We start from the raw sequence: 25,269 nt of genomic DNA, 5'->3' as shown, positions 1-25,269 counted from the left end.
AATATCTGCGCAGGCAACACGAGGCTGGCTAGCATGTTCAAATAATCGTTTTTCATAATGCGAAGTAAGCAATACTTCACGAGTATAAAAAATAATCCCCGCTAAAAATCTACTGAGCCAAAATAAGACCTTGTAATTTTTTAAATTTACAAGGTCTTATCATTGCACGGGAGGAGAGGCTCGAACTCCCGACACCCGGTTTTGGAGACCGGTGCTCTACCAACTGAGCTACTCCCGTGTTTGCGGCTGCAAAGGTAATGGAAACTTTCAAATCTGCAAGTTCTTTGTTGCTTTATTTTCTTAAAAAAATGGCTTATAACATTTGTAAGTCCTGATACATAATGCGATAGGCTGCCGCTTTTTTTTCTAAAGCCAGCGGATAAGCTCTTGATGAAGAGGGCATGCGGTAGAGCCGCATAGGGCGGTCTGCGAAAATGAATTCTGTAAAATCCCCGACTTTAGGTTCTTGCAATGAGAACAGCGCACAGAGCGTGTCGGTGGCTTTTTGTCCCGTAGTGACAATCGCTTTGCACTGTGGCAGTTGTTGCAATAATGCGGATATGTCGGTGGGCCGGACCACTTCGAGGTACTTATCGGATGCATTGTCTTGCAATCGCCTTACGGCAGTGGCCGTATCGAACAGGGCTATCCCTTTTTCGTTCAGGAAATCGATGATACGCTCCTTGCGGAAAGCTTTTTGGAATTTGTCGGCAAAATGGTCTTTGTCATTGAAGAATAAAAGACCTGCAATACGCCACATGTCATTATTCCAGTTCGGGTAGTAAAACTCCATGGACCAGCGTTTTCTTTGCGGCGGGAAACTCCCCAGCATCAGCAAACGTGCATTGCCGGGAAGGAAAGGTTCTAAAGGATGCTGTTCTATTTCCATAAGATTGATTTTGCTTATACATTAGCGGATGATAAGGCAAAGTTAATCAAAAATAGTTTTTCAGCAGCTTTCAAGTCCCAGATTACTCATTTTTTCTGTAATCCGGAAAAGGAAATCCGGATATTCGTATAAGCTGAACCGGGGTTCGGTTTTTCCTTCCGTATAGTTCCAGATGGAAGCATAGTCTTCCGTGTCTTCTCCCATGGCTTGCAGTTGTCGCAGATAGGCGGCTATGGATTTGCTTTCGACAATGTATACTGCTCCGATACTGTCTATAATAGGACTATGGCGACGTGTACCGTCGTGTTCGAAACGAAGGATACGCTTTCCTTCCGGAGTGATTCCTACCGTTTTGAAAGTCATGCTTTTTCCGATGGCAGGCAGGTTCAGCACATTCCGGTCTGTGGCGAGGAATGGCAGGCGATGTGCTTTCGTAAAACGGCGGATACAGGCGGCAGGGTCGTGTGTCCGTTCCAACAGTACGGAGAGGTTATGGGCATCTTCTTTGGTAAGTTTTCCGAATGCTTTTTCTTCCTGCTCTTCTTGTATGGAGCGGCTGTTTGGAGTGAAAACGGCATTATTTTCTTCAAATCCTTTCACCGAGAATGTGTAGTAACAGATTATGCCCAGTTTATTTAATACCTGTCGCAGGCGTGCAGTGTGCCCCCGGCGGGATGCGGCTACATTATACACCAGCTGGTTGGTGATGAGCCATCCTGCCGAGAGCAGTTTGCGAATGCCTTCCTCTGCTTCGGGAGTAACTTCCAGCGGGGTTTGGAAATGTGTCTGGATGATAAACTGACGTATGCCGACCGTGGATGCCTTTTCCTTGAATTCACGCAATATGTCCACTAATTCGTCATTGATGCGCATCGGTAGATAGGCGGGCAGGCGCGAACCGAGGCGGATGCGTTGCAATTCGGCGTATTTCTCACCTTCCGGGCGTTCCTGGTTGGCTTTTCGCTTGCGCACCGCCATACGGTAAACGGCGTCCAATATGTTGCGCAAGGTTTTGTTCTGGCTCATAAGGGCATCGCCGCCGGTAATGAGGATGTCACGCAATTGCGTGTCTTCTTCGAAATAGGTCATGAGGCGGCGCAATTTCTTGTCCCAGCTTTCTTTGGGATGCAGTTCTTCAAATTCAAAGTTGAGGCGTTTGCTTTGGAAATCGTACATACGCTGGCAGGAAGCGCAAAGTCCGCCGCAGGCTCTCCCCATGGTATCGGGGATAAGAATGGCCACCTCAGGATAGCGTCTGTGGATATTGTGACCGTCGGGCAATAACCAGCCTGCAGCATTCGGCTTGCCAGCTTCTACAATGTCTTCGCGTTCCCAGGCGCGGATTTGTCCGTAGGTCTCCACCAATTGGGGCGAGTAGAGGATATAGCTGCGTAAAGAGTCGTCGTTATAGCCGCTTCCGGTACAGTTCAATAAGGAAAGGTAGTAGGGGGTGGCGAAGAACGGCATGCCTTTTTTACGTGCACGCGACAATAAATACATGGTTTCCACGGAAAGTGAATTGCCCAGGAAACGGTTCAGTTCCGTAGGGCTTTTCACTGCCATTGCAAGGTGGAAGCGGAAATCGTTCCACCATTCGCTGACGAGCCGGAATTTTTCTTCATAGCTGATGCCTTCTGCAAAATGAAAGCGTGAAGCAGAATTCTTGCGGTTTTCTATTTTCTGTATAAGGGCATGCAGGATACGTTCTTTGTTGTATGCCCGGAGTTGTTGCACATCCTCATCCAGTCCGGAAGGCCACCGTTCACTCCAGGCTTTTACGCGTTGGAAGCCGGGTAGGGGATGTTCGGGGTGTTGCAGACGTTTGAATTGTCGGAATAAATCAATGAAAAGGTCAGTTTCGAGGTATTCTTCCAGTTTGCCGGTGAGGAAATCATAGAGTAAGGAGAGGGTTGAAACAGGCAGTTGCTTGTCCGTTGAGAGTTCATGTACTTTTTGTCCGTCATAATCAATCAGAAGTCGAATCAGCTTGCCGGCCTCACTTTCCGCTTGGGGATGTCCCGCCATATACTCCGACAGATATGTTTTGAAAGTCTGTGCATCTCCGCTTCGGGCGGCGATGCCGGTCAGTTCGGGGAGTTCGTGCCGGTAAAGTTGTTTCAGTTGTGAGAGAGTGAGTGCAAGCATTTTCTTTTGTTTCATACGCAATTCTTTTTTAGAGATTAATAATCGGTGATTGGCGCAGGATGCGCTTTCAATATTCCGTGAGGGGAAAAACGGTCTGATAAATATAACAAAAAAAGGCGGGGTATAAAAACCTCGCCTTTCGTCTTATGAAATATTTTAGATTTCTTTTTGTTTTGCTAACAAACGCTTTTCTGCCTATTTGTCAAAACTTTAGCTTATGCTTTTTCTTGTTCGTCACCTTTCTTTTTGGGTTCTTTTTTTGCCAGCATGACTATGTTGTATACATACTCTGTCATCCATTGTTCCGAGTATCCCAACCGCTCTTTGTATTGGCGGACTGTCATAGCGGTCTTGTGCACATCGTCCTTTTTCCACACGGTCTTGGTGCAAACCTCATGTACTGTTTTTTCGGTCATGCTGCGTAATGCGCCTTTGAAGATGGAAGGCATACGGAATTTCCATTGCATCAAGTTGCCCATTAACATCATCAGGTCGTTGGAGAATCCCTGATACATGAAAAGATAGGCTTGTACATCGTTCTGTGTACGGCAGTGTTTTTTTACGGATGCGTCAATCTCTTTAAAAAAGCTTTCGCTGATGCCGTAATCCTGCATCAGCATCTTGCGGGAAGCTGCTTTTTCCGCTTGTCCCAGACGTCCGCCTTGTGTGGGGATTTTGAATAAACGTTTGAAGTTGGCTACATCCGGCACAAAACGGATGTTGGTGATGCCCAGGTTGGCGGCTATCACGGACTGGAAATAGACGCGTGTCAATGAAACGAAGTCCTCCACATTTCTGGAAGAAACCTCTTCCGAATTCTTGTTGAATAGTTTGGCAAATATACCCATGATGATAATTTTTCTGATTTATGGGCGCAAAGGTAGTAAATAACTTGCTTTTTACCAGCACTCCAACTCTTTATTTCAGCTTGAAGTGAAACTTATGCCCTTCGAATACGGGTTCCACAATGTCATAGCGGATGAGTTTGGCAAGCAGATGCTCTGCAGCACGGCGTGACAGACGTGCCAGACGGCAATAACGGTTCAGTGACAACCGGTCGTTTTGTTCCAGTAAATCAAGCAGTAGCTGCTCCCGTTCGGTATATTCCATCAATTCTCCTTGGGGACTTTCGCTTTGTTGCCAGATACGCAGATGTACCGGGGTGGCAAGTATGTTCTCGTCCTTGATGCGCAGATAGGCAAGATATTTGCCGGCTTCGTCCTTGGCATATACCGGTTTACGGTCGCTTTCATCGATTTGCACCAGCAATACGCTGCGGCCTTCTACCTGATAGGTCTGTGTGCTGTAACTCACTTCCGGCCGGCAGTATAACCGGGCTGCTGCCTCTATCATATATTGTTCTTCATCGGAACGCACTCCGGCAATTTTACCATTGTCTTTTACGCCGATGAGAAGCCGTCCGCCGTCCGTATTTGAAAAGGCAGAAAGCGTCTTGGCAATTTTTCGTGCATCAGATATTTCGAACTTGAAATCTTGTTGTTGGTGCTCTCCTTCGGCTATGAGAGCATGTATATATTGGGTATCAGTAAGCGTTTTCATGTCTGCAAAAATAGATAAAAAACACGTATAAGCCTTTTTAAATGCCGATTTTGCGTATTATTTCAAAAAAAATATCGTTTTTCTGCATTTATTTCAAGAAAGAATGTATTTTTGTCGGACATTATTAACGAAGTAATTAAAAAAGGATTATGAAAGAATTAGTTGAAAAAGTTGCAGAATTGTATGCAGCATTCGAAAAAGATGCAAAAGCTCAGTTGGAAAACGGTAACAAGGCAGCCGGTACTCGTGCACGTAAGGCTTCTTTGGAAATCGAAAAGACAATGAAAGAATTCCGCAAAGCATCTTTGGAAGATTCTAAAAAGTAAGAGAAAACGCAGATTTAATGCTGTGAAAGACTGCCGTTCGGCGGTCTTTTTTATTTTATGCATAATGGCTGTTTTGTATAAATAAGTCGTATTTTTATGATATTCCTCAACGATTTTAATATATTAATTGCTTGGCCTTTTGCTTTTAAATAGAAGTTTTATTATTACTTTTGGCACAGGGTATGAACGAAAATGTACTAAATAAGTTGAAGATATTGGCAGAGTCGGCAAAGTACGATGTCTCTTGCTCGTCCAGTGGCACTGTACGTTCCAACAAGGCAGGCATGCTGGGCAATACCGTGGGCGGATGGGGCATCTGCCACAGCTTTGCAGAAGACGGGCGGTGTATTTCGTTGCTGAAGGTGATGCTGACAAACTATTGCATATACGATTGTGCTTATTGCATTAACCGTCGCAGTAATGATTTGCCTCGTGCCACTCTTTCCGTCAGCGAACTTGTGGACCTGACAATGGAGTTCTACCGCCGCAATTATATTGAAGGCCTTTTTCTGAGTAGCGGAGTGGTGCGCAATCCCGATTATACGATGGAACGGCTGGTGCGTGTAGCCAAAGACCTTCGTACTATCCATCGTTTCAACGGTTATATCCATTTGAAGAGCATTCCCGGAGCCAGTCGTGAGTTGGTGAATGAGGCGGGGCTGTATGCCGACCGTCTGAGTGTCAATGTGGAAATTCCCAAGGAAGAAAACCTCAGGCTGCTTGCTCCGGAAAAAGACCATGAAAGCGTATTTGCTCCGATGCGCTATATTCAGCAAGGTGTTTTGGAGAGTGCGGAAGAACGCAGGAAATACCGCTATGCACCCCGTTTTGCCCCGGCAGGACAGAGCACGCAGATGATTGTAGGTGCTACTGCCGAGACGGACAAGGATATTCTTTTTCTTTCATCGGCTCTTTATCAGCGTCCTACGATGCGGCGCGTCTATTATTCCGGATATATCTCGGTGAACACGTACGACAAGCGTCTGCCGGCTTTGAAACAGCCGCCTTTGGTGCGTGAGAACCGGCTCTATCAGGCGGACTGGCTGCTACGTTTCTACCAGTTCAAGGTAGATGAGATTGTGGATGACGCTTATCCGGATTTGGATTTGGAGATAGACCCGAAGTTGTCGTGGGCGTTGCGGCATCCCGAACAGTTTCCCGTTGACGTCAATAAGGCGGATTATGAGATGATACTCCGTGTACCGGGTATCGGTGTGAAATCGGCTCGTCTGATAGTCGCTTCCCGCCGTTTCTCCAAATTGGGATTTTATCAACTGAAGAAGATCGGTGTGGTGATGAAGAAGGCGCAGTACTTTATTACGTGCAGCGAACTGCCAGTACGTACGGTCAATGAAATGACTCCGCAGAGAGTACGTAACTTGCTGGTGCAGAAACCCGGGACGAAATATGACGACAGGCAGCTGATGCTTGATTTTGGAGACGAAGAAAATGATTCTGTTTATATTCGATAATACATTTGAGGGATTGCTGACTTCTGTTTTTGAAGCCTATTCCCGTCGTACTTTTCCGGATGCTTTGCTGGCGGAAGGGGAGCCGCTTCCTCTGTTCTGTGACGAGGCTTTTACTGTAGTATCGGATGAAGAGAAAGCGGGGAGGGTTTGGCGTGGTTTGCAGAAAAAACTTTCTGCATCCGCCTTGTCTTGTCTTACGCAGTGCTGGTTGGCGGAAGAGCCGGAAACTGCATCGCTTTTGTTCCGTTATATCCGTAAGGCAATAGATGCTTCCCGTTCCATTGAAACGAACTTTGCAGACCCTGATGTTTTGGAATTTTCGCGTATGTGGAAGCGGGTGGATTGGGAACGGATACGGATGTTGCAGTTTGTCCGTTTTCAGAAAGCAGCAGATGGCACTTATTTTGCGGCGGTAGAACCGGAGAAGAATGTACTTCCCTTGATAACCGGGCATTTTAAAGACCGTTTTGCCGACCAATGTTGGTTGATATACGACATCAAGCGTGCTTATGGTTATTATTACGATTTAAAAGAGGTGCGGAACGTTGTTTTTGGGGAAGATAGCCGAGAAGGACATCTTGTGACAGGAATACTGGATGAGAGCCTTATGGATAAGGATGAAAAGCTCTTTCAGCAACTTTGGAAAACTTATTTCAAGGCAATCTGTATCAAGGAAAGGCTGAATCCCCGCAAGCACAGGCAAGACATGCCCGTGCGATATTGGAAGTATTTGACCGAGAAGCAGACTTAGTATTTAGTTTATTACCCAGTTCTTGTTGTGCGGAACAGTTTTATGCGGGTTATAGTGCATTCCGGTTTGTGTCGGTATCTTCAGAATGTATGTACGTCCGCTTTTGTTCATTAGTGAAGTGTCTCGCAGCCAGGGATTGGCATCTTTCAGCTGGGCATAAGTGATTCCTTTATCTTTGGCGAATTGTGCCAGATTGGCTATTCCCGTGGTGACTTTCACTTCGGTGTAAGGGATAGCCGGATATAGGTGTTCACGTTTCATCAAAAAACCGTATTGTTGCGGGTTGCTGATAACAGCTTTTGCTGCCAGCAAGCGGAACATATAACGTGAGGTTTCTTCTACCAGCCAAAGGTCTGCTGCCTGACTCACCATTTGCTTTTGTAACTGTGTGGAGATACGTCCCTGACCGGCATTGTAGGCAGCGGCCACGCAAAGCCAGTTATTGTATTTGGCATAGGCTTCGTTCAGATATTTACAAGCGGCTTTCGTCTCTTTTTCCACATGATAGCGTTCGTCGATGTTATTGTTTACTTCCAGACCGAACTCGCGCCCTGTACCGGGCATGAACTGCCACATTCCGGCAGCGTCGGCGGGCGATTTGGCGAGTGGGTTAAGTGTGCTTTCTATAACGGCAAGGTATTTGAAATCATCCGGTATGCCATTTGCCTTTAGTATAGGTTCTATAATAGGAAAATAACGGTTGGCACGCTTTATGGTGAGCATTGTGGTAGAATGCATATAGGTAAACGACATCAGTTCACGGTCCATGCGCTCGCGGTGGTCGTAGCGTAACAAGTCTACTTCCTGTCCGGCAAAGGCAATCTTGGCGGGTACGGTAGGAGAGGTGACGCAGTAAGGTATTTCCGATTTAACCGACTGTTTTTCTGGATTCAGTACACTGCTGCCAAGGAGAAAAGGCAGCGAAGTGCCTATGCACAAGGCGGTAGTGACTGTGAGTATCATATATCCGGACTTTCTTTTCATCTTGGTTGTTTTTTGCTTTTTGGGCGTGAAGATACGAAATCAATTCTTTATCGGCAACCGTTCCCACAGCCAACGTGGAATCATTCGCCAGAAGAATACCAATAGACGATAGCGTCCGTCAATTATTGTCACTCGTTTTTTGTGTTTCAACGCCCGGACGATATATTCCGCCACTTTATCGGCATGCATCAGCATCGGATACTTGCCGTTTCGCAGTAAATCCGTTGCTACGAACCCCGGACGGATGTCGGTGAAGCGGATATTAAGATGCTGCATCCGTGCGAGTTGTGCCAAAGCATCGATGTATGTATTCTGAAACCGTTTGGTGGCGGAGTAGGCGGGTGCGACTCCCAATCCCTTGGTACCTGCTATGGAGCTGATTACAGCGATATGTCCTTTTTTTGTCTTTTTGAAATAATCGAAAGCTGCGGTTACCATTCGGATAAAGCCTTCGACATTGGTACGTGCGGTATTCAGTTCTATTTCAGGTTCCAGGTTCCTGTTCTGATAACCTACGCCGGAGCTGAGGAAAAATAAATCCATGCCGCCTAAGCGGTCTATCAGTTCTGTAAGGTGTAAGACGGCATTTTCCTTTGTCACATCAAGATGCTGTATCTCTATCTGTTGGGGATTGGCTTGTTGCATGCTTCGCAGGACTTCTTCGCGTCTGCCGGCAATGCCTATGCGCCAGCCTTGTTGTACGAGTATTCCGGCTACTTCCTGTCCGATGCCTGAGGTGGCTCCTATGATGATAGCTTTTTTCATGGGAAGAGATTATCCGATAATGGTTGCTACGATTTTTCTTCCGCCGCCACGGTTGCGGAATTCACAAAGATAAATGCCCTGCCAGATGCCCATATTCATCCGTCCGTTGGTGATGGGGATGGTCAGTTCTGCTCCTACAATGGTGGATTTGGCATGCGCCGGCATATCGTCGTCACCCTCGCAGGTATGTTCGTAGTAGGGCTCACGCTCTTTGACAAGGTTGTTGAAGATAGCTTCCATATCTGTCTGTACATCCGGATCGGCGTTCTCGTTGATGGTTAGTGCGGCACTTGTGTGTTTGATAAACAAGTGCAATAGTCCGGTCGGAGGCAACTGTGGCAAGTTACGTACTATTTCTTCCGTAATCAGATGGAACCCGCGTCGATGGGGGGTAAGGGTAAATTCTTTCTGTATAATCATATTTTCTGTTCTTTATTCCATTGGCCGTACTTGGCAAGGAAACACTACTGTGAACGTGCTACCTTTATTTACGGTGGAGGTTACTTCGATTGTTCCGTTCATATGTTCCATGATAGACTTGCAGATAGGCAAGCCCAATCCGGCTCCCTGAATGAAAGTATCAGCTTTTTCGAACCGTTCAAATATTATGCCGAGCTTTTCCTCAGGGATTCCGCGCCCTGTGTCGGAAACGCTTATTCTTGTTTCGGACGGTGTCGTCTCGTACGAAATTTCGACATAGCCCTGTACGGTATTTTTCAGTGCGTTCGATATGAGGTTGCTCAAAACCTGCTTGATGCGCATCGGATCTTGCTTTATCAGGTTGGGAGTTGCCGGGTAGCGTTTCTTGAGCGTTACGCCTTCAGGTACGTTGGGCTGGCATTCGGTGCAACTTTCATCTATCAGGTCGGAGAGGTTGCACCAGACCGGGACCAACTCTATGTGTCCGGCTTCTATCTTCGATAAATCCAGTACATCGTTGATGATGTTCAGCAGCAATTCGTTGTTGTGGTTTATCAGGGAGATATAATGGTTGCGTTCCTCAGCATCTTCTACATGGGGCAGGAGACTGGAAAAGCCGATAATAGCATTCAGCGGTGTACGTATTTCGTGACTCATGTTGGCAAGAAAGGCCGATTTCAAGCGGTCTGACTCTTCGGCTTTTTCTTTGGCATCTATCAGCATGGCTTCCGTGGCTTTGAGCCGGGTAATGTCGTAGTTGATACAGATTAGTTCGACATTGTTCCGTTCGGGAGCGTAGGTTTTTACTATCAGGTTGACATGTGTCCAAGTATAGCTGCCGTCTTCTCTGCGAACACGTACTTCTTTATTGAACTTGTCTTCCATACCTTTTGCTGCCTTATTCAGGAAACCGAGCATGGCGCGCCGGTCTTCGGGATGGATATGTCTGTACACTCCGATGATTTGGGACAGAGGAGTTCCTTCTTGTTCGCCGATATTGATGTACCAGCTGTGTTGGGCATCTCCTTGCCGGGTGAGTAAGTCGTAGTGTGCGTATCCTACTTTGGCATAGTTGCCTATCAGTTCGAAGAAACTTTCGAATTCCTGTATCTTGTTGTAGGCTACGGTGGTTTCGGTCTTATCGGCATTAATCAACAGGTAGTTGATGGGGGTGTGGTTCTCGTCGTACAGCGTGGTTACTTTAGTTACAAGGTCTATTGTACCGGTCTTGGTTTGCGGATTGTAGTAAGAACCTACTTTCGAGAAGTCGTAGCGGAATGTGAAATCGGCGTCTTCATACTTTCTCAGTTTCTCTTTCATCTCTTTCGGGAAGATAGGGTTATCAAATATATTGATACCCAGCAAGTCTTCTTTTCGTTGCAGATGAAACATCTCCAATTCCTTATCGTTGAGGTCTGTCAATACTCCGTCTGTATTGTAGACTTCAATGCCTACCGGAAGATGCTTATAGATGTTGTGCAAGAGTTGTTCGCGTTGTCGCAGCATCTGTGTGGCGGACGACATATAAGGACCGTCCTGTATTTCGGCTATGCCGTAAATTTTGGTCTTTCCGTTTTCATCGGTTTTTTGCATACAGATTTTGCTGCGGACCCATGTCGGTCCTTTGACGGTATCAAGCAGATAGACGGTTTCATTCGTCTGTTGTATGTTGTCAAAGGAACGGACGGTAGTGTGCGGCTGTTCCTCTCTCAGTATGCGCTTGTTGAAATTTTCAAAACTGATACAACCGCCTTCTTCCAATCCTAACAGGCTGGCGATGGGGCCGTAGTATATATAATCGGCATCTTGTATATCGGCTTTCCACCAGCCTATATTGGCGTTGTGCATTATTTCTGACAGCAGGTTGTAATCCTTTTCAGCGTCCATACATGGATGTTTAGGGTTGTTTATATTATATGCGCATACAAAAATAGATATAATTCGCAGAAATGGAAAGAAATAGGGAACGGATGTTTTATTAAAAGCGGTACAATAATGATTTTGTTGAACTTATCTTTGCCTTGGTCTGTGAAACCGTGATGTCAGTTGTTGATAAGAGAGCGTGAATTTGCATGCTATTTTGAAGAATGATACGGGTAATAATGAGAGTAATTACCGTAACAACAACCGGAAAAATATGGCTTTTTAGTGATTCGCTTGTAATTTATTCGGAGATAAGCGGTATCTTTGTTACCGTTTACAACGCATTTACCCAACAAAACAAAAAATATATGGAAAAAGTTATTATCAATTCGTACGAGGATTTTGAAAAGCTGGTAGGTCAGCAAATCGGTGTTTCGGAGTATGTGAAACTTACGCAGGAACGCATCAATCTCTTTGCCGACGCAACGCTGGACCATCAGTGGATTCACATTGACACAGAACGCGCCAAGACCGAAAGTCCTTTTAAGAGTACCATTGCACACGGTTATCTCACCCTCTCCATGTTGCCTCATCTGTGGAATCAGATTATCGAGGTAAATAACCTGAAGATGATGATTAACTACGGAATGGATAAGATGAAGTTCGGTCAGGCTGTACTTTCCGGACAGAGCATCCGTCTGGTGGCTTCTCTGCATTCGTTGGCAAACCTGCGCGGTGTGGCAAAGGCGGAAATAAAGTTTGCCATTGAGATTCAGGGCGAGAAGAAGAAAGCGCTTGAAGGTATTGCTGTATTTTTATATTATTTCAACTGATTATGCGCAAAATGGTGTGCCCCCAATGCAAGGTGGGGGCATTTTATGTCTTGAACGGGCAGGGAGAGCGTTTGCCCGTATATGTGTCGGACAAAGGCGAGGTCGTACCGAAAGATCCGGCAGCTTCTTTGGAAGGGTATGACCTGGAAGAGGTTTACTGCTTATGCTGTTCCTGGCACGGGACTCCGAAACGTCTGGTGAAATATTGATATATACGCTCTTTCCATAAATGCCTGCATGCTGCGGTCGGATGATAGAGCAGCATGCGCGGTCCGGCATATCGCATGACTTCCTGCATCCGCTTCTTCATCTCCGGCTTGTAGCAATGTACCGGGCATAGTCTGCAAGTTGTTTTATTCTCTCCGAACGGGCAGCGCGACAGGCGCATGCGTGCGTACTCCAGCAATTCGAGACATTGCGGGCAGAGTTCCTTGTTGCCCTCTTTCCTGCGGCAATAGAGGCGGATCATCTGTTCTACGGTGCGTTGTTCTTGGGCAATGTGTGATTGGCAGGTCTTATTCATCCATATTGCGTTTCAGGTAAACCATATCTTTCAGTTGTTTGCCCGCTTCATAAATGGGATGGTCGTAGTTATCCGTAAAGAAGTCCGGGATGCGGTGGGAATAGGTAAATCCGCAGTTCTCGTAAAAAGGAATCGCCAATGGGCTGTCTCCGGTTCCTACGAGCATTGTCCGGCATCTGCCTGCATAATGTCCGAAAAGATACTGTATCAGTTTCTTCCCGTATCCCCGACGTTGGAATTGCGGATAAACGGCAATGTTCTTTATCTCAAAAACATCTTCTGCTTCGCGGGTGACGACACAAGATGCTCTGATACTGCCGTCCTCGGACAACACGAACATTTCACCGCGTTCCAGATAACGGTCTATCATGGATTCTTGTTCATCGGCCAAAAGCAGCAGGTCGAGGTATTGTTTCTTATTATGGAGCACAGGCTGTATACTTATCATTTCATTGCTGTTTGAACGGGTTTGTATGGCAAAGATAATCCTTATGGGCATAGAACCAAACAAAACACCAGGAAATATTGTTGATTTCCAACATGGAATAGATTAATGGTTATGGATAAAATGAAGTCTTTGTTCTTTTTTTTGACGCTTTGGACATTTTTGCCACTTTTTGCAGGCTATGCTCCTGATAATGTGCAAACTGCCCTGACGAAAATGTATCCTTCCGCCAAAGGGATAGCCTGGTCGCAGGACGAGGAGTATTATGTTGCGGATTTTATGATGAACGGATTTGATACCAAGGTCTGGTTCAATACGGATGCAGAGTGGGTAATGAAGCAAACGGATTGGGAAACCCTGGATGAGGTGCCTGCCGCCGTATTCAACGCTTTTGCAGCCAGTCAGTTTTCGGACGGGGTGGTACAGAATGTTGTTTGGGTGCAATTTCCCAAATGGCAACCTATTGTAGCCATACAGGTGGGCAGGCCGAACGTGCAGATAAAATATCAGATATTGTTTACTCCGAACGGTGAAGTTCTCCGCCAGCAGAATATCACTTACGCTTACAATACGCTTGGGGCAAGTACTTTCCTGTAATCAGACGTGAGACGCCCCGCTGTCGGGTAGGCATCTCATTTCTGTCGCTTGGTATAAAAAACAAAGCTGTGTATTTTTTATACTCTCTGTTTACGCTATCTTTGCCGCAAAGAAAGACTTTATCTTATGAATCGGACTACTTTTCTGCAAGATGTTTACAGTGTTGTTGCCGCTATTCCTGAAGGATGCGTTGTAACCTACGGGCAGATTGCCAGTTTGGTAGGCAGGTCTCAGTGCTCGCGTATGGTGGGGCAGGCTATGCACAACGTACCGGAGGAATTGCATTTGCCTTGTCATAGGGTTGTAAACAGCCGGGGCAGATTAGTGCCGGGTTGGACGGAGCAAAGAGTATTGTTGGAGAATGAAGGTGTCCGGTTTAAGACAAACGGCTTTGTAGATATGAAAAAGTCTCAATGGGAATTTATGAAAGAACAATAAACTAACGAATAATAATCGAAATATGAAATTTATAGGTGCACATGTATCTGCCGGCGGCGGTGTGGAGCTGGCTCCCGTCAATGCCCATGGAATAGGAGCGAATGCTTTTGCCCTGTTTACCAAGAATCAGCGTCAGTGGGTGGCGAAGCCCCTGACGCAGGAAAGTATTGCCTTGTTTAAGGAGAATTGCAGGAAATATGCTTTGGAGGCACGTTATATTCTTCCACACGACAGTTATCTGATAAATCTGGGACATCCCGAAGAAGAAGGACTGGAGAAGAGCCGTGCGGCTTTTCTGGATGAGATGCGACGTTGTGAGGAACTGGGGCTGGAACTGCTGAATTTCCATCCGGGCAGCCATTTAAATAAAATTTCGGTTGAGGCTTGCCTGGACAGGGTTGCCGAATCGATTAATATTACCTTAGGCAAGACGCAAGGCGTAACGGCGGTCATTGAAAATACGGCAGGACAGGGCAGCAATGTAGGCAATGAGTTTTGGCAACTGAAACATATCATCGACCGTGTGGAAGACAAGTCGCGCGTAGGTGTCTGCCTTGATACGTGCCATACGTATACGGCGGGTTATGATATCGTAAATGAATACGATAAGGTTTTCGACGAATTCGATAAGACCGTTGGCTTCGGTTGTCTGCGCGCCATACACTTGAACGATTCGAAAAAAGCGTTGGGTAGCCGTGTAGACCGTCACGACAGTATCGGCAAGGGGCTTATCGGCTTGGATTTCTTCAAGCGTTTTATGAAAGACGAGCGTTTTAACGATATGCCGGTGATACTCGAAACTCCGGATGAAACGCTTTGGGCGGAAGAAATCAGCATGCTGCGTAGTTTTGAATAATTGTCCGGAAATAAATGACGCGGGCTTTCGTGGATGTTATTAATTGTATCCACGAAAGTCCGCGTTATTTGTGCCCGAATTATACGATAATGAAGTTTATTCGTTTCTCGTGATGCGTTTGCTGCCTGCTACCTGCATTATTGGTTGACCTTAACGTCCTTCCACTCAAAATTAGAGATAATCTCTTTGTCGCATTGGGCATTCTTTGCCTTGATATTCAAATTCTCGAAAGTGAAATCCTTCAATTCGTATTGGTCGGACTTTCTGACGTTGAAGAATATGTCGCAGTTCAGGCTGATATTGCGCAGCGTCACGTTGTTGGCACGTGAGAGGGGGATGTCCTTGCAACCTTTGAGGTCGAAAAACTGTGTCCACGGTTTGATGAGCAGCATGCTCTTGGCATCGCCTGTGATGTCTTCCACCAGGATGTATTCGTAGTGTTGCGGCGTATCGGGACGCATCTTCAGCCACAACAGGCGCGTGGCATTGCTGATTTTGCAGCGGCGGAGAATGATGTTGCGGTTGTGTATCGACTCGCTGCCGCATGTCAGACCGCTGTGGCAGAAGCCGTACGTGCAGTCTTCTATGATAATGTTGGTGTTGCTGCCGTTATTGGGGTCCTTATCCGCCCACGGGCCTTTGCCGCCTTTCAGTGCCACGGCATCGTCGTTGACGGACATATAGCAGTTTTTCACCAGTACATTGCTGCAGACGTCAATATCTATCGCATCGCTGCTCGGTGCTTTCACCGGGGCGGCAGGAGCGAAAATATGGAGATTCAGCAGCTTTATGTTATTGCAGCGGTAGATATGCGTAGTCCAGAACGGAGAGTTCATAAGGCGTACTCCGGAGATTTGCACATCGTTACTGTTGGAGATGTAAACCAGGCGGGGACGCAACTCGTCCATATTGGTACATTTCGGGATAACCTGACGGCGCAGCCAGAAAGATTTCCAGTACCTGTGCCCGTTGCCGTTGATTGTGCCTTTGCCGGAAATGGTAAATCCGTTTACCTTGTCGGCATTCACCAGTGCGGCGAAGTATTTCAGGCTTTGCCCTTCTATGCGGGTGTTGACAATGGCGAAGTTGCTGATGTCGTCACTTCCTTTCAGCACTGCACCTTCTTCCATGTATAGATGCGTTTTCGGCTTGAAGAAGATGGAGCCGCTGAGGAATGTTCCTTTGGGGATGATGATAACGCCGCCGCCATTCTCGGCTGCCCGGTCGATGACGGCTTGTATTTTCTCCGTTTGCAGGATTGTGCTGTCGTTTGTCACACCGTAATCGGTAATGGTATACTTCTTGCCCAGTGTGTCGATGTTTACGATTTCGTTCTGTCTGAACCAGTCGGGAATAGGCGTGCCATCGGGGAATTTCTCTTGCCCGGACATTTGCAGGCTGATAAATGCCGTAAATAGGAATGCAATGATTTTCATGGTTTCCGATAAATTTAAAATCTACTTATGAATTATGCTGCAAACATAGGAAACTTAGTGCAATGCCGGACGAAAGACGTTGATTTAAATTCTGTGTAAAATGACTTTTCAGCCTGCCTTGAACACGCATTCCACACGGTTGCCGTCGGGGTCGAGCACTACGCTTTCAAAATATCCGTCTCCCGATGTACGGGGTTCTCCGCTGATGGTATATCCGGCACTTCGCAGCTTTTCCGTCAGTTCGAGAACCTCTTCTTTGCTGTCGAGTGCAAAGGCGAAGTGGGTCAAACCGAGCCTGTTTTCCCCGATGGGAGTATTCTGTACATCGGTACGGCTCATCAGCTCCAGGTCGGCTCCGCAGTCGAAGCGGATAAAGTAGGATTCAAACCCTTTTTTGGGGTTGACGTATTTCTCATTGCTTGTACCTTTGAAGTAACGGACATAGAATTCTTTCATTTCTTCCAGACGGAAAGTCCAGATGGCGATGTGATGTATTCTCATAAGTCAATCTGTTTTTGTTTTATACGATGCGTGTTCATCTACGGCTTCCATTGCAGGTGTAAAATGGGAAAAGGATTCCCCGAAGGGTCGGTTTCATCTCTTCCGATGAGTTGGAAGCCCATGTGCAGATAGAACCGGTGAGCTTTTTCGTTTTGCTCATTGACGTCCACCTTATAGATATGTTTTTCGTGGAGTGCGTATTGCATCAACTGCTTGCCATATCCTTTTCCCTGTTCATCGGGATGTACAAAGAGCATTTCAATGAGTTCGTCGCTCAGCCCCATAAAGGCAGCGATTTTTCCTTCCCGGTTGCGGATGATGTAAAGCTCTACGGCCTGGAAATATTGGTTTCGTACCAATGGCTTGTAGAATTGTATGTTCTCTTCTGTCAGGAAATGGTGGGTACTGCGAACGGAGGCTTCCCATACGGTGAGCAGTTCGTCATAATCTTGCGGGGTGGGTCGAAGGATTTTCATCGGATACTTGTTTTGGGGCTATTAATAGTGATTACTGTTGGCATGAACGTCGGTTACCGGTTATAATCGGTTACTTCATAGGTTAGAAGTCTGCTTTTTGAGTGATGCTTATTCTCTTTCCGGTCACCGGATGTGTAAACTCCAGCATTTCGGCGTGCAGATATAGGCGTTCGGCTTTCCGTCCATAGAGTTCGTCGCCTATGATGGGGCAGTGCAGTCCGAGCGGGTGGGCGGCATGCACCCGAAGCTGGTGGGTGCGTCCGGTGCGGGGATAAAAGGCGATACGGGTACGGTTGTCCTTGCGTTCCAGTACTTCAAAGTCTGTTACGGCGGGCTTGCCATATCCGGTATGCACTATTTGCCGGGGGCGGTCGAGCGGGTTCGGGCATAACGGCAGTTCAACCGTTCCCGCATCTTGAGAAACGCTGCCTTGAAGCAACGCAATATAGCGTTTGCCTACACTGCGGTTTTTAAACTGCGCTTGCAGGTTTTGGTGGACCTGCTTGGTTTTTGCAACCACCAGCAGTCCCGATGTAGCCATATCCAGGCGGTGTACAATCAACGGACCGTCCGCATCGGGATACCGCTCGCGCATCATGCTGTAAACGGAAACCACATCTTCCTTGCCGGGTACGGATAACATCCCTGCCGGTTTATTAACCACCGCCAGCCATTCGTCTTCGTAGATAATGTCCAATGTTTTCTTGCCGGACTGCAATTCCTTCAGCATCGGATTCTCGTCCACTTCAAGACCTTGCAGCATATGTCCCAATATAGGCTCGCACTTGCCTTTGCAGGCGGGATAGTAATGTCCGTGATGCCGTATCTCTGTTTTGGGGGATTCTCCCCACCAGAATTCTGCCATTGCAATAGGCTTCCACCCGTGCAGATAGGCTTGTTGCAACAGCTTGGGTGCGGCGCACTCACCGGCTCCCGCAGGCGGGGTTTTGTGTACGGTCTGCCCGAAGATGTCGCAAAGCGTCTTGACTTCTCCCCGGTAATTCAGCATCTTGAATTGTTCGAACAGTTTTTGCTGCAAGGCGGCAGAACGTTGCTTACGTTCGCTTTTCAATGCCTGTATGCCGGCCTCATAATCGGAAATCGTTTGTTGTAAGGGAGCAATCCGCTCTTTCCAGGCACGTTCCATGCGTTTGTATTCGGCTTTTTGGAACTGACTTTCGCGTATCAGGGCACTCTCTTCCTCAGGCGTCATTGGAGTACTGTTGGGTAAAGCTGCTTCGCGTCTTCGCTCTTCCCGTTTCTCTTTGGCGCGTTTCATCTGCCGTTTGGCTTCTTCCAGCGTTTCTTGGGCAGTTTGCCGCAGGGCAGCCAGTTGTTGTACCTGTCGTTTGTATTCTTCATCCTCTTCCAACAGGCCGATGCGCGTGTTGATTTGCGAAATCTGTTCTTCCTCTATCTTGAAGAACCCTTGCGGCTGCAACAGGTCGTAGACCGGCGGTACGAAAAACGGATGTACATTACTGCCCGCCAGTATGCCGGAGAATGCTGCCAGGTATCCTGTTTCACCCTCTTGAGTCCTTACAACCAGAACACCGAACATCTTGCCCTGCGCCAACTCTTCTTTCCACGCTTCCTGCAAACCGAGATAGGCTTGCACCTCTTTCGCTGCTGCCACGCAGAGCGGATGAGGTGTATAGCAAAAAGGGAAAGTAAATCTTTCCGGCAATGGTATGTCTGCTACGGGGGTATGGAAATGGTGCAACATGGCGAGAGGGGTTAATCGTCAATCAAATTATCATTGTCCGTATTGATGATGTAGGGAATGTTGTCATTCTCCTCGTCCAGAACGGGCAGGACATCTTCCGCATCCTTCTGTTGCGGCAAGGGATGCGGATACGCTGATTTCTTTTTCTTCTTTCCGTATTTGCGTTCCCTCTCCCAGGCAGCTTTGCGCGCCTGATACTGTTCGTATTGGTTTTCCAGATAGTTGTCGGCCATAATCTGTCGTTTATAAAGTATTCAACTTTTGCTTTTCAAATACAGAGAATCAGGGTATGCTCTGTATTATTTTCTTCATGCTGTTAAATTTTCTACGTCTCTGTGTTCAGTCTGTATAGACTCCGAAAATTTGTTTATCGCTCGGTGGGAAGTGAGAACTCCTGCCAGTCGTATTGTTGCCCGTTTCCGTCGGCTACGGCCACCCGTATGGTAACGTTTCCCGTCTTTATCCGCTCGCCTGCGCTGATGGTGGCGGTGTATTTCACGCCGTTGTGAGGGGCGATTTGCTCTACCATTACAGGTGGTGAAATGTAGATGCGCTTCATACCTGTGGTTTCGGTAACCATCGGTACCACATTATATATAGTCTGTTCACCTTCGTTCATGATTTCGAAAATTACTTTGCTTTTCTCACCCGAACTGATTACGTGGTCACGGCTGTCGTCTATGAAACGGATGTTGCGTATCCTTAGGTTGTCGAAGACGCTTGGAGCGGGATACGTTTCGTGCTGCGGTTTGTAGGGCTCTGTTCTTTCTATCCGGTAACCGTATGCCTCTTGTTTGGGGGCAGACACAGCATTCCCGATGGCTGCTCCGGCAATGGTTCCGATAATTGTACCGATGGCCGAACCTCGGTAACCGCCCCGCCAGCCGCCATTATTGTCTCCTATCAGACCGCCGATGGCACCACCGACATTTCCGCCGATAGCTGCACCGGCAAATATTGCGCCGGGGTCGCCCGTTGCCGTTTGGCTTGTGCCGCAACCGGATAGGACGAGCAATGAAACGGCTGACACTGCAATCAGTTTCCTCATGTCGTTGAACTTTGGTTAATGATACAAAGATAGCGAAATATGTAATAAGTTGCCTGTTCTGTTTTACTCTTTTGTATTCCTTTACTTCATAAAAACATTCATATCCGTACTTCATGGATAATGGAATTGTATGTTGGCACAACTTTGCCTATTCAATGGCAAAGTTGTGCCATCGAATAGGCAAAGTTGTGCCAATTAAGTGGCATACTATAATGTACTGCCCCAGTCATAATCCTCGAAGTAAGCATCGAATTCAATGGCAAAGGTCACTCCGCATTCTTTGAGTACGTTTATTATGTTCTGCTGCTCGTCGGGAGACAATGCCCGTTCGCCGTTGCGGATTCGATAATAGGTGCGGCGGCTGGAGTTGTTGATGATACGGCTGCTGAAGAAGCGCTTCTGCCGGGTGGTGAGGTTTTCTAGGATTCCGAGGAAGCCTCTGGCATATCTCACCTGCTTGTTGGAACGGAAATAGGGACATCCGTCGGCAGGTCCGGTTAAATGGTTGGGATTGATGGTTTCACAGGATACGAGTGTTACCGGTGAAAGTCTTTCGGCCAGTTGCCTGAGACAGGTTGCGGCTTTAGGGCATTGCCGGTTGATGCACCATAGGAAGTTTCTGGGAATATCAGAGAATGCAAGTTCTTTTTCTTTCATCATGGGTTACGGTTTATATGAGGAGTTATATATCTGTCTGCAAATGTAGCCATTCTTATTCTTACGGGTGTGAGGAAGTGGCGAATATTTTCCGTTATCGTTCTTTTATCATGAATGTAATGATTATATTCGCGGGAAAATGATAACGAAAGGAGGAGAGTATGCTTGCATATACATATGTTGAACGGGGGCGGTTTGAATTGTTGGACAAACCGAAACCCAAACTGAAAGATGAGCGTGATGCCATTGTCCGTATAACGCTTGGCAGCATTTGCACCAGTGATTTGCACATCAAGCATGGCAGTGTACCGCGTGCCGTGCCGGGAATAACCGTGGGGCATGAGATGGTGGGTGTCGTTGAACAGGTTGGGAGTCGTGTTACTTCGGTCAGACCGGGCGACAGGGTTACTGTAAATGTTGAGACTTTCTGTGGCGAGTGCTTTTTTTGCCGGCATGGATATGTGAATAACTGTACGGATGCGAACGGCGGATGGGCATTGGGTTGCCGTATCGACGGCGGTCAGGCGGAGTATGTCAGGGTTCCTTATGCCGACCGGGGATTGAACCGCATTCCCGATTCGGTGAGCGATGAACAGGCGCTTTTTGTAGGTGATGTGCTGGCTACGGGATTTTGGGCGGCACGCATTTCGGAGATTTCCGAGAATGATACGGTTCTTGTCATAGGAGCCGGCCCTACGGGGATATGTACCTTGCTTTGCGTAATGCTGAAGAAACCGAAGCGTATCATTGTTTGTGAAAAGTCCTCTGAAAGAATTCGGTTTATCCGTGAACATTATCCTGATGTATTGGTGACGGAGCCGGAAGAGTGTAAGGAGTTTGTACTTCGTAACAGCGATCACGGAGGCGCTGATGTCGTGCTGGAAGTGGCAGGAGCCGGAGACACTTTCCGCCTGGCGTGGGAATGTGCCCGTCCCAATGCGGTGGTTACGGTTGTGGCGCTTTATGATAAGCCTCAAATACTTCCTTTGCCCGATATGTATGGTAAGAATCTGACTTTCAAGACCGGTGGAGTGGATGGATGCGATTGTGCCGAGATTCTCCGTTTGATAGAGGCGGGAAAGATTGATACCACGCCGCTTATCACGCACCGTTTTCCCCTGACAAAAATCGAAGAAGCATACCGCGTATTCGAAAACAGGCTGGACGGGGTGATTAAAGTGGCGATAGCGGGAAAATAAAAACAAGCTTCAGGCTTTATTTTCCTGTTTTATTTTCCGGAAGCTGGTGTGCGAAGTTGCCAGAAAGCTACGGCAGCAGCGGCAGCTACATTAAGCGAGTCGACGCCGTGCGACATGGGGATGCGGACTACGTAGTCGCTCCCAGCAATGGTTTCGCGTGACAGTCCGTCTCCTTCGGTACCCATTATGATAGCCAGCTTAGGTTCGGCGGTCAAGGCAGGATTGTCGATAGGTATGGAGTTGTCGGTAAGCGCCATAGCTGCCGTGCGGAAACCTAAGTCGTTCAGTCTGCCGATGGGAGCGTCCAGCCAAGTCCATGGTACGAGGAATACCGACCCCATGGATACCCTGACCGCACGCCGGTTGAGCGGGTCGCAAGAGGTGGGGGTGAGCAGCACGGCATCTATGCCGAGAGCGGCAGCCGAACGGAAGATTGCTCCTATGTTGGTTGTATCGACCACGCCGTCTATCACTACGATACGCCGGGCTTCCCGGCATACTTCCTCAAGGCTGAGTGGCGTGGGGCGACGCATGGCGCAAAAGACGCCGCGGGTCAGGGTATATCCGGTAAGCGTGGCAAGCAACTCTCTTGTTCCTGTATAGACCGGAATGTCTCCGCTGCGCCCAATGATGGTTGCGGCATCACCCGTAATGTGTTTCTGTTCGCATAGAAGTGCCAGAGGTTTATATCCTGCATCAATGGCAACGGAAATGACTTTGGGACTTTCCGCAATGAAGATGCCTTTGGTAGGTTCGATGCGACTACGTAGCTGAGCTTCGGTAAGTGTGCTGAAAATTTCCACTCCGGGGTGGGATAGGGATGATATTTCGATGATGGGCATGTGGCTGTTTCTTTTTTGTTATTGTTTTTGATGTGTTTTCGTGAATCGGGATTAAAATCAAACAATGAAAAAGAATTACTCTTCATTGGAGTCCATAACCTTATCTGCCAGTGGAACCAGCTCAAATTCAAGAATGCTTGCCGGTATCTCGCATTCTTTAAATAAGTAGTTCAAGATATTGCGTTTGGTGTTTGTACTGCAAGAAGTATGAACGTAACAATGTTCTGCCACTTTGCTTCTTCCTTTGGCCTCGGAAGCATGTATCCAGTAATTCTTACCGGCTACATAGGTCATTGTAGAAGGACTTTCATTGTATATGAGTTTGCAGACTTGTACCAGCATTTCCACCCAGTTTGAGACTGCATGCCGTTCGTTTCTGTAGCGATAACCGATGATTTGCCGCCAACTCAGTTCATATTCGTCGTCGTCAAATGAAACCAACTCATATTCCTTTTCCAGTGGAACATATTCCGTCTTTATCATCGGCCATAGCCGGAGGAAGTTTTCAAGAAGGATCTGTTGTCTCTCTTTAATCTCGTCAATAGTCCATTTAGAACATTGTTTTAGATAGTTTGACAAACAGAAAGCCGAGTCTTTAAAACCGTTAATCTTGTTTCCTTTACGGTCTGTGTATCCGTCCTTTTTCTCTTGAAACGAGTGGTTGCTGTATGACGTATTGAATCCGGTAAGGGTTAGGTTGGCAAAAGTGTGGAGATAGGTGTCATATATCTGCTGCCAGTTTTCTCCCAGTTCTTCTTTCCACTGAGGTGTTAGTGTCTGAGGCATGATGTGTTCTATGGTGAATATGCCGTCCTTCATTTTTTTTACGATTGTATCATTTGCCTCCGGACTGTTTTCATTTTCCATACGTTCGAACAGGAAGAACTTATAGTTGCTTGGAATACGATAAATCTGTCTGGTTGGAAAGGCTGATTTGACATCGTTGTCGTTTGGAAATGATACGGTTCCTTGTTTCCTGAGCAAAATGAATTTGAGAATCTGAGAGTACGGTAGAAGTAACTCGGCATCTCTTTCCTTATGGCGTTTGTATATCTTCAAAATATCATTATGGAGAGTAGCAAACATCTTTTGAAGCGCATTTGCAGGGTAGTTGCAGATAATCCGGCGGGCCCAGTAGTTTTCGATTGTGTCCAATACTTCATACCGTTCGGTTTCGTTCAGGTTATTCGTTGACGCATAGTCAAAGAACGATAACAGGTAGGGCAGGTGTACAAGAGATTCTATGGTCGCAATCTGTTTCAGCTTGCGGTTGAGACGGGCATGGCTGGTTTCGCCTTTGAGTATCTGCCGATAGTATTTGGCAAACTTCAACATATCTTCAAGGAGGACTTGACGGTCGATGTGAGACTTCATATCGTATGATTTGAAGTCAAAATATAAGTCCTCAATATTGCTGATCGTGCCTTTCTTTAGTGTCAGATAATCACGGATAAACATTGTCGGCTCTCCATCTGTCAGTTTTTCTATTTTGCTCCAGTAGGCATGGTAGTAGTCTTCCTGCTTCTTGGAAGAAAGTGACATGAGCAGATAGTTGCGTACCTTATCTGCCTCTTCAAGGTCTTTGCCGCACGAGTTTAGAGATTCAAAAATCAACTGTGGATTATCTTTCGCTTCCAAACGAATATCAATCACTTCCAGTTTCTCGATGGCTTTAATAAGCTCCTCAAAAGTGAGGTTGCTTATCTGAATTAATTGGTAAAAAAGTTCGTAGTTTGCAGTAATGCCTGTATTCTTGATGAAATCATCTGAATTGTTGGTAAACAGTGCATCATATGCTTCGATATCTCCTTCAATCGGGCGCAGTTTTATCTGTCTGTCAATTCTTTTTCTTATGGCATAGAGATAGTTTTTCCTTACTTCCTCAATATCTTCATTGCCAGGTTGCATATCGCCATTGGCAACTGCATTGAAAGCGGCCAGAATCAGGAGCGATAAAGTTGTGATACGCTGCTGACCATCGATAATCAGCAAATCGTCTTCAACCTCGCTGGCTTTTGTTGCAACAATACTTCCGAAAAAATGGCTTTGCAATTCTTCTTTATGAATTTTTATCAGATCTTCAAATAAACGTACACAATGCTTTTTCTGCCATGCATACTTACGCTGGTAGAGGGGTATAATGAACTGTGTCTTTGCGCCGTAGAAATAGTCACTGATATTTACCGAACCTTTCATTTTTTGCTTTTAGTTTAACAGACTTCAATTGTTAAGTTTGACTCATAGCTGTGCAAGCATATGCGCAATCTATGGTTACTTTCATAACCGAGTTCGATATAAAAACGGGGTTAGGCCCGAAAGAATATCGTTTCTCTTATGTTTTATGAGGTTGTGTCAAAATGCTGACACAGCCTTTTTTTATGCGCAAAGCCCAGACTTTCTCAAGCCCGGGCTTTGTTATTACCCAAAGTTTTCGTATCTTTAGGCATAAAGTTTTTCGTTATGGCAAAGTTACATTTTCGTCCTTACATTCCCAACCAAACCGTTCTTTTTCCACAA

Annotated in this window: 28 protein-coding genes and 1 tRNA gene; 9 read left to right on the top strand and 20 right to left on the bottom strand. The window is 46.7% G+C overall.

Going from position 1 to position 25,269, the window contains the following annotated elements; genetic code table 11:
* Positions 1-165 precede the first annotated feature (165 nt).
* The 5 genes from H8S52_RS17145 to H8S52_RS17125 all read right to left on the bottom strand — a co-directional run bounded on the left by H8S52_RS17145 (position 166) and on the right by H8S52_RS17125 (position 4,594).
* Positions 166-238: transfer RNA gene (locus H8S52_RS17145), tRNA-Trp, on the bottom strand.
* A gap of 75 nt (positions 239-313) precedes the next feature.
* Positions 314-889 carry a uracil-DNA glycosylase family protein gene (locus H8S52_RS17140; RefSeq protein WP_117985774.1) on the bottom strand — a complete coding sequence of 192 codons (576 nt, stop codon included), beginning with the start codon at positions 887-889 and terminating at the stop codon, positions 314-316.
* Between the two features lie 60 nt (positions 890-949).
* Positions 950-3,049 carry a KamA family radical SAM protein gene (locus tag H8S52_RS17135; RefSeq protein WP_186910293.1) on the bottom strand — a complete coding sequence of 700 codons (2,100 nt, stop codon included), beginning with the start codon at positions 3,047-3,049 and terminating at the stop codon, positions 950-952.
* Positions 3,050-3,249: 200 nt separating this feature from the next.
* Complete coding sequence (locus H8S52_RS17130) at positions 3,250-3,882, bottom strand: hypothetical protein (protein WP_005654593.1); 633 nt, start codon at positions 3,880-3,882, stop codon at positions 3,250-3,252.
* A 70-nt stretch (positions 3,883-3,952) separates the two neighbouring features.
* Positions 3,953-4,594, bottom strand: coding sequence for a helix-turn-helix domain-containing protein (locus H8S52_RS17125; protein WP_005654595.1), 642 nt, complete (start codon positions 4,592-4,594; stop codon positions 3,953-3,955).
* 149 nt (positions 4,595-4,743) lie between these two features.
* Between H8S52_RS17125 and H8S52_RS17120 the strand changes: the two genes are divergently transcribed.
* The 3 genes from H8S52_RS17120 to H8S52_RS17110 all read left to right on the top strand — a co-directional run bounded on the left by H8S52_RS17120 (position 4,744) and on the right by H8S52_RS17110 (position 7,143).
* Positions 4,744-4,920, top strand: a complete 177-nt coding sequence (locus tag H8S52_RS17120) for a histone H1 (RefSeq protein WP_005654596.1) — start codon at positions 4,744-4,746, stop codon at positions 4,918-4,920.
* Between the two features lie 182 nt (positions 4,921-5,102).
* The gene (locus H8S52_RS17115; protein ID WP_186910292.1) at positions 5,103-6,392 is read left to right on the top strand and encodes a putative DNA modification/repair radical SAM protein; all 1,290 of its coding nucleotides are present in this window, start codon (positions 5,103-5,105) and stop codon (positions 6,390-6,392) included.
* Positions 6,370-7,143 (top strand): TIGR03915 family putative DNA repair protein, encoded by a 774-nt coding sequence (locus H8S52_RS17110; protein ID WP_117907308.1) that lies wholly within the window; start codon positions 6,370-6,372, stop codon positions 7,141-7,143. Before H8S52_RS17115 ends, H8S52_RS17110 begins: the two co-directional genes overlap by 23 nt.
* A 3-nt stretch (positions 7,144-7,146) precedes the next feature.
* Here the strand turns inward: H8S52_RS17110 and H8S52_RS17105 are convergent, their stop codons facing one another.
* Genes H8S52_RS17105 through H8S52_RS17090 form a run of 4 tightly spaced genes read right to left on the bottom strand, consistent with a single transcriptional unit; the run spans position 7,147 to position 11,199 of the window.
* Positions 7,147-8,127: a lytic transglycosylase domain-containing protein gene (locus tag H8S52_RS17105; RefSeq protein ID WP_186910291.1), complete on the bottom strand. Its 981-nt coding sequence runs from the start codon at positions 8,125-8,127 to the stop codon at positions 7,147-7,149.
* A gap of 39 nt (positions 8,128-8,166) precedes the next feature.
* The gene (locus tag H8S52_RS17100; RefSeq protein ID WP_186910290.1) at positions 8,167-8,892 is read right to left on the bottom strand and encodes an SDR family oxidoreductase; all 726 of its coding nucleotides are present in this window, start codon (positions 8,890-8,892) and stop codon (positions 8,167-8,169) included.
* A 9-nt stretch (positions 8,893-8,901) separates the two neighbouring features.
* The gene (locus H8S52_RS17095) at positions 8,902-9,312 is read right to left on the bottom strand and encodes a secondary thiamine-phosphate synthase enzyme YjbQ (protein WP_005654607.1); all 411 of its coding nucleotides are present in this window, start codon (positions 9,310-9,312) and stop codon (positions 8,902-8,904) included.
* A gap of 12 nt (positions 9,313-9,324) precedes the next feature.
* Positions 9,325-11,199 carry an ATP-binding protein gene (locus H8S52_RS17090; protein WP_186910289.1) on the bottom strand — a complete coding sequence of 625 codons (1,875 nt, stop codon included), beginning with the start codon at positions 11,197-11,199 and terminating at the stop codon, positions 9,325-9,327.
* A 344-nt stretch (positions 11,200-11,543) separates the two neighbouring features.
* Between H8S52_RS17090 and H8S52_RS17085 the strand changes: the two genes are divergently transcribed.
* Entirely contained in the window at positions 11,544-12,008 is a 465-nt protein-coding gene (locus H8S52_RS17085; RefSeq protein ID WP_186910288.1) for a MaoC family dehydratase, read from the top strand.
* A gap of 2 nt (positions 12,009-12,010) precedes the next feature.
* Complete coding sequence (locus H8S52_RS20055) at positions 12,011-12,217, top strand: hypothetical protein (protein ID WP_022103267.1); 207 nt, start codon at positions 12,011-12,013, stop codon at positions 12,215-12,217.
* Here the strand turns inward: H8S52_RS20055 and H8S52_RS17080 are convergent.
* Together H8S52_RS17080 and H8S52_RS17075 are read right to left on the bottom strand one after the other, a co-directional pair.
* Entirely contained in the window at positions 12,163-12,531 is a 369-nt protein-coding gene (locus H8S52_RS17080; RefSeq protein ID WP_117667424.1) for a nitrous oxide-stimulated promoter family protein, read from the bottom strand. The two genes, H8S52_RS20055 and H8S52_RS17080, sit on opposite strands and share 55 nt — an antisense overlap.
* Positions 12,524-12,979 (bottom strand): N-acetyltransferase, encoded by a 456-nt coding sequence (locus H8S52_RS17075; protein ID WP_186910287.1) that lies wholly within the window; start codon positions 12,977-12,979, stop codon positions 12,524-12,526. Before H8S52_RS17075 ends, H8S52_RS17080 begins: the two co-directional genes overlap by 8 nt.
* A gap of 111 nt (positions 12,980-13,090) precedes the next feature.
* Here H8S52_RS17075 and H8S52_RS17070 point away from each other — a divergent pair, with 111 nt between their 5' ends.
* The 3 genes from H8S52_RS17070 (at position 13,091) to nfo (ending at position 14,867) form a co-directional block, all read left to right on the top strand.
* Complete coding sequence (locus H8S52_RS17070; protein WP_034536163.1) at positions 13,091-13,573, top strand: PepSY-like domain-containing protein; 483 nt, start codon at positions 13,091-13,093, stop codon at positions 13,571-13,573.
* 126 nt (positions 13,574-13,699) lie between these two features.
* Positions 13,700-14,011, top strand: a complete 312-nt coding sequence (locus H8S52_RS17065) for an MGMT family protein (protein ID WP_117899725.1) — start codon at positions 13,700-13,702, stop codon at positions 14,009-14,011.
* Positions 14,012-14,033: 22 nt separating this feature from the next.
* Positions 14,034-14,867: a deoxyribonuclease IV gene (gene nfo, locus H8S52_RS17060; RefSeq protein ID WP_186910286.1), complete on the top strand. Its 834-nt coding sequence runs from the start codon at positions 14,034-14,036 to the stop codon at positions 14,865-14,867.
* 137 nt (positions 14,868-15,004) lie between these two features.
* On the opposite strand, the gene H8S52_RS17055 is transcribed toward nfo, so the two are convergent.
* From H8S52_RS17055 to H8S52_RS17025, 7 genes are all read right to left on the bottom strand, one after another.
* On the bottom strand, positions 15,005-16,303 hold the full coding sequence (locus H8S52_RS17055) for a glycoside hydrolase family 28 protein (RefSeq protein ID WP_186910285.1): 1,299 nt from the start codon (positions 16,301-16,303) through the stop codon (positions 15,005-15,007).
* Positions 16,304-16,411: 108 nt separating this feature from the next.
* Positions 16,412-16,804: a VOC family protein gene (locus tag H8S52_RS17050; protein WP_117985785.1), complete on the bottom strand. Its 393-nt coding sequence runs from the start codon at positions 16,802-16,804 to the stop codon at positions 16,412-16,414.
* A gap of 38 nt (positions 16,805-16,842) precedes the next feature.
* Positions 16,843-17,280, bottom strand: a complete 438-nt coding sequence (locus tag H8S52_RS17045) for a GNAT family N-acetyltransferase (RefSeq protein ID WP_005652499.1) — start codon at positions 17,278-17,280, stop codon at positions 16,843-16,845.
* A gap of 82 nt (positions 17,281-17,362) precedes the next feature.
* Positions 17,363-19,006, bottom strand: coding sequence for an RluA family pseudouridine synthase (locus tag H8S52_RS17040; protein WP_186910284.1), 1,644 nt, complete (start codon positions 19,004-19,006; stop codon positions 17,363-17,365).
* A gap of 11 nt (positions 19,007-19,017) precedes the next feature.
* Positions 19,018-19,239 (bottom strand): hypothetical protein, encoded by a 222-nt coding sequence (locus H8S52_RS17035; protein WP_117907300.1) that lies wholly within the window; start codon positions 19,237-19,239, stop codon positions 19,018-19,020.
* A 134-nt stretch (positions 19,240-19,373) separates the two neighbouring features.
* Positions 19,374-20,054: a glycine zipper domain-containing protein gene (locus H8S52_RS17030; protein ID WP_186910283.1), complete on the bottom strand. Its 681-nt coding sequence runs from the start codon at positions 20,052-20,054 to the stop codon at positions 19,374-19,376.
* Between the two features lie 207 nt (positions 20,055-20,261).
* Positions 20,262-20,711, bottom strand: coding sequence for a DUF6078 family protein (locus tag H8S52_RS17025; RefSeq protein ID WP_117985795.1), 450 nt, complete (start codon positions 20,709-20,711; stop codon positions 20,262-20,264).
* A gap of 161 nt (positions 20,712-20,872) precedes the next feature.
* On the opposite strand from H8S52_RS17025, the gene H8S52_RS17020 reads away from it, so the two are divergent.
* Positions 20,873-21,910, top strand: a complete 1,038-nt coding sequence (locus H8S52_RS17020; protein ID WP_186910282.1) for an alcohol dehydrogenase — start codon at positions 20,873-20,875, stop codon at positions 21,908-21,910.
* 29 nt (positions 21,911-21,939) lie between these two features.
* Here the strand turns inward: H8S52_RS17020 and H8S52_RS17015 are convergent, their stop codons facing one another.
* A complete protein-coding gene (locus H8S52_RS17015) occupies positions 21,940-22,752 on the bottom strand; it encodes an RNA methyltransferase (protein WP_186910281.1) in 813 nt (270 codons plus the stop codon).
* Between the two features lie 75 nt (positions 22,753-22,827).
* The gene (locus H8S52_RS17010) at positions 22,828-24,948 is read right to left on the bottom strand and encodes a DUF262 domain-containing protein (protein ID WP_186910280.1); all 2,121 of its coding nucleotides are present in this window, start codon (positions 24,946-24,948) and stop codon (positions 22,828-22,830) included.
* Positions 24,949-25,269 lie beyond the last annotated feature (321 nt).

The organism is Bacteroides sp. NSJ-48, from assembly GCF_014287405.1.
Classification (GTDB): domain Bacteria; phylum Bacteroidota; class Bacteroidia; order Bacteroidales; family Bacteroidaceae; genus Bacteroides; species Bacteroides stercoris.
The sequence above is the reverse complement of the archived record's forward strand: the minus strand, read 5'-3'. Positions and strand labels throughout refer to the sequence as shown.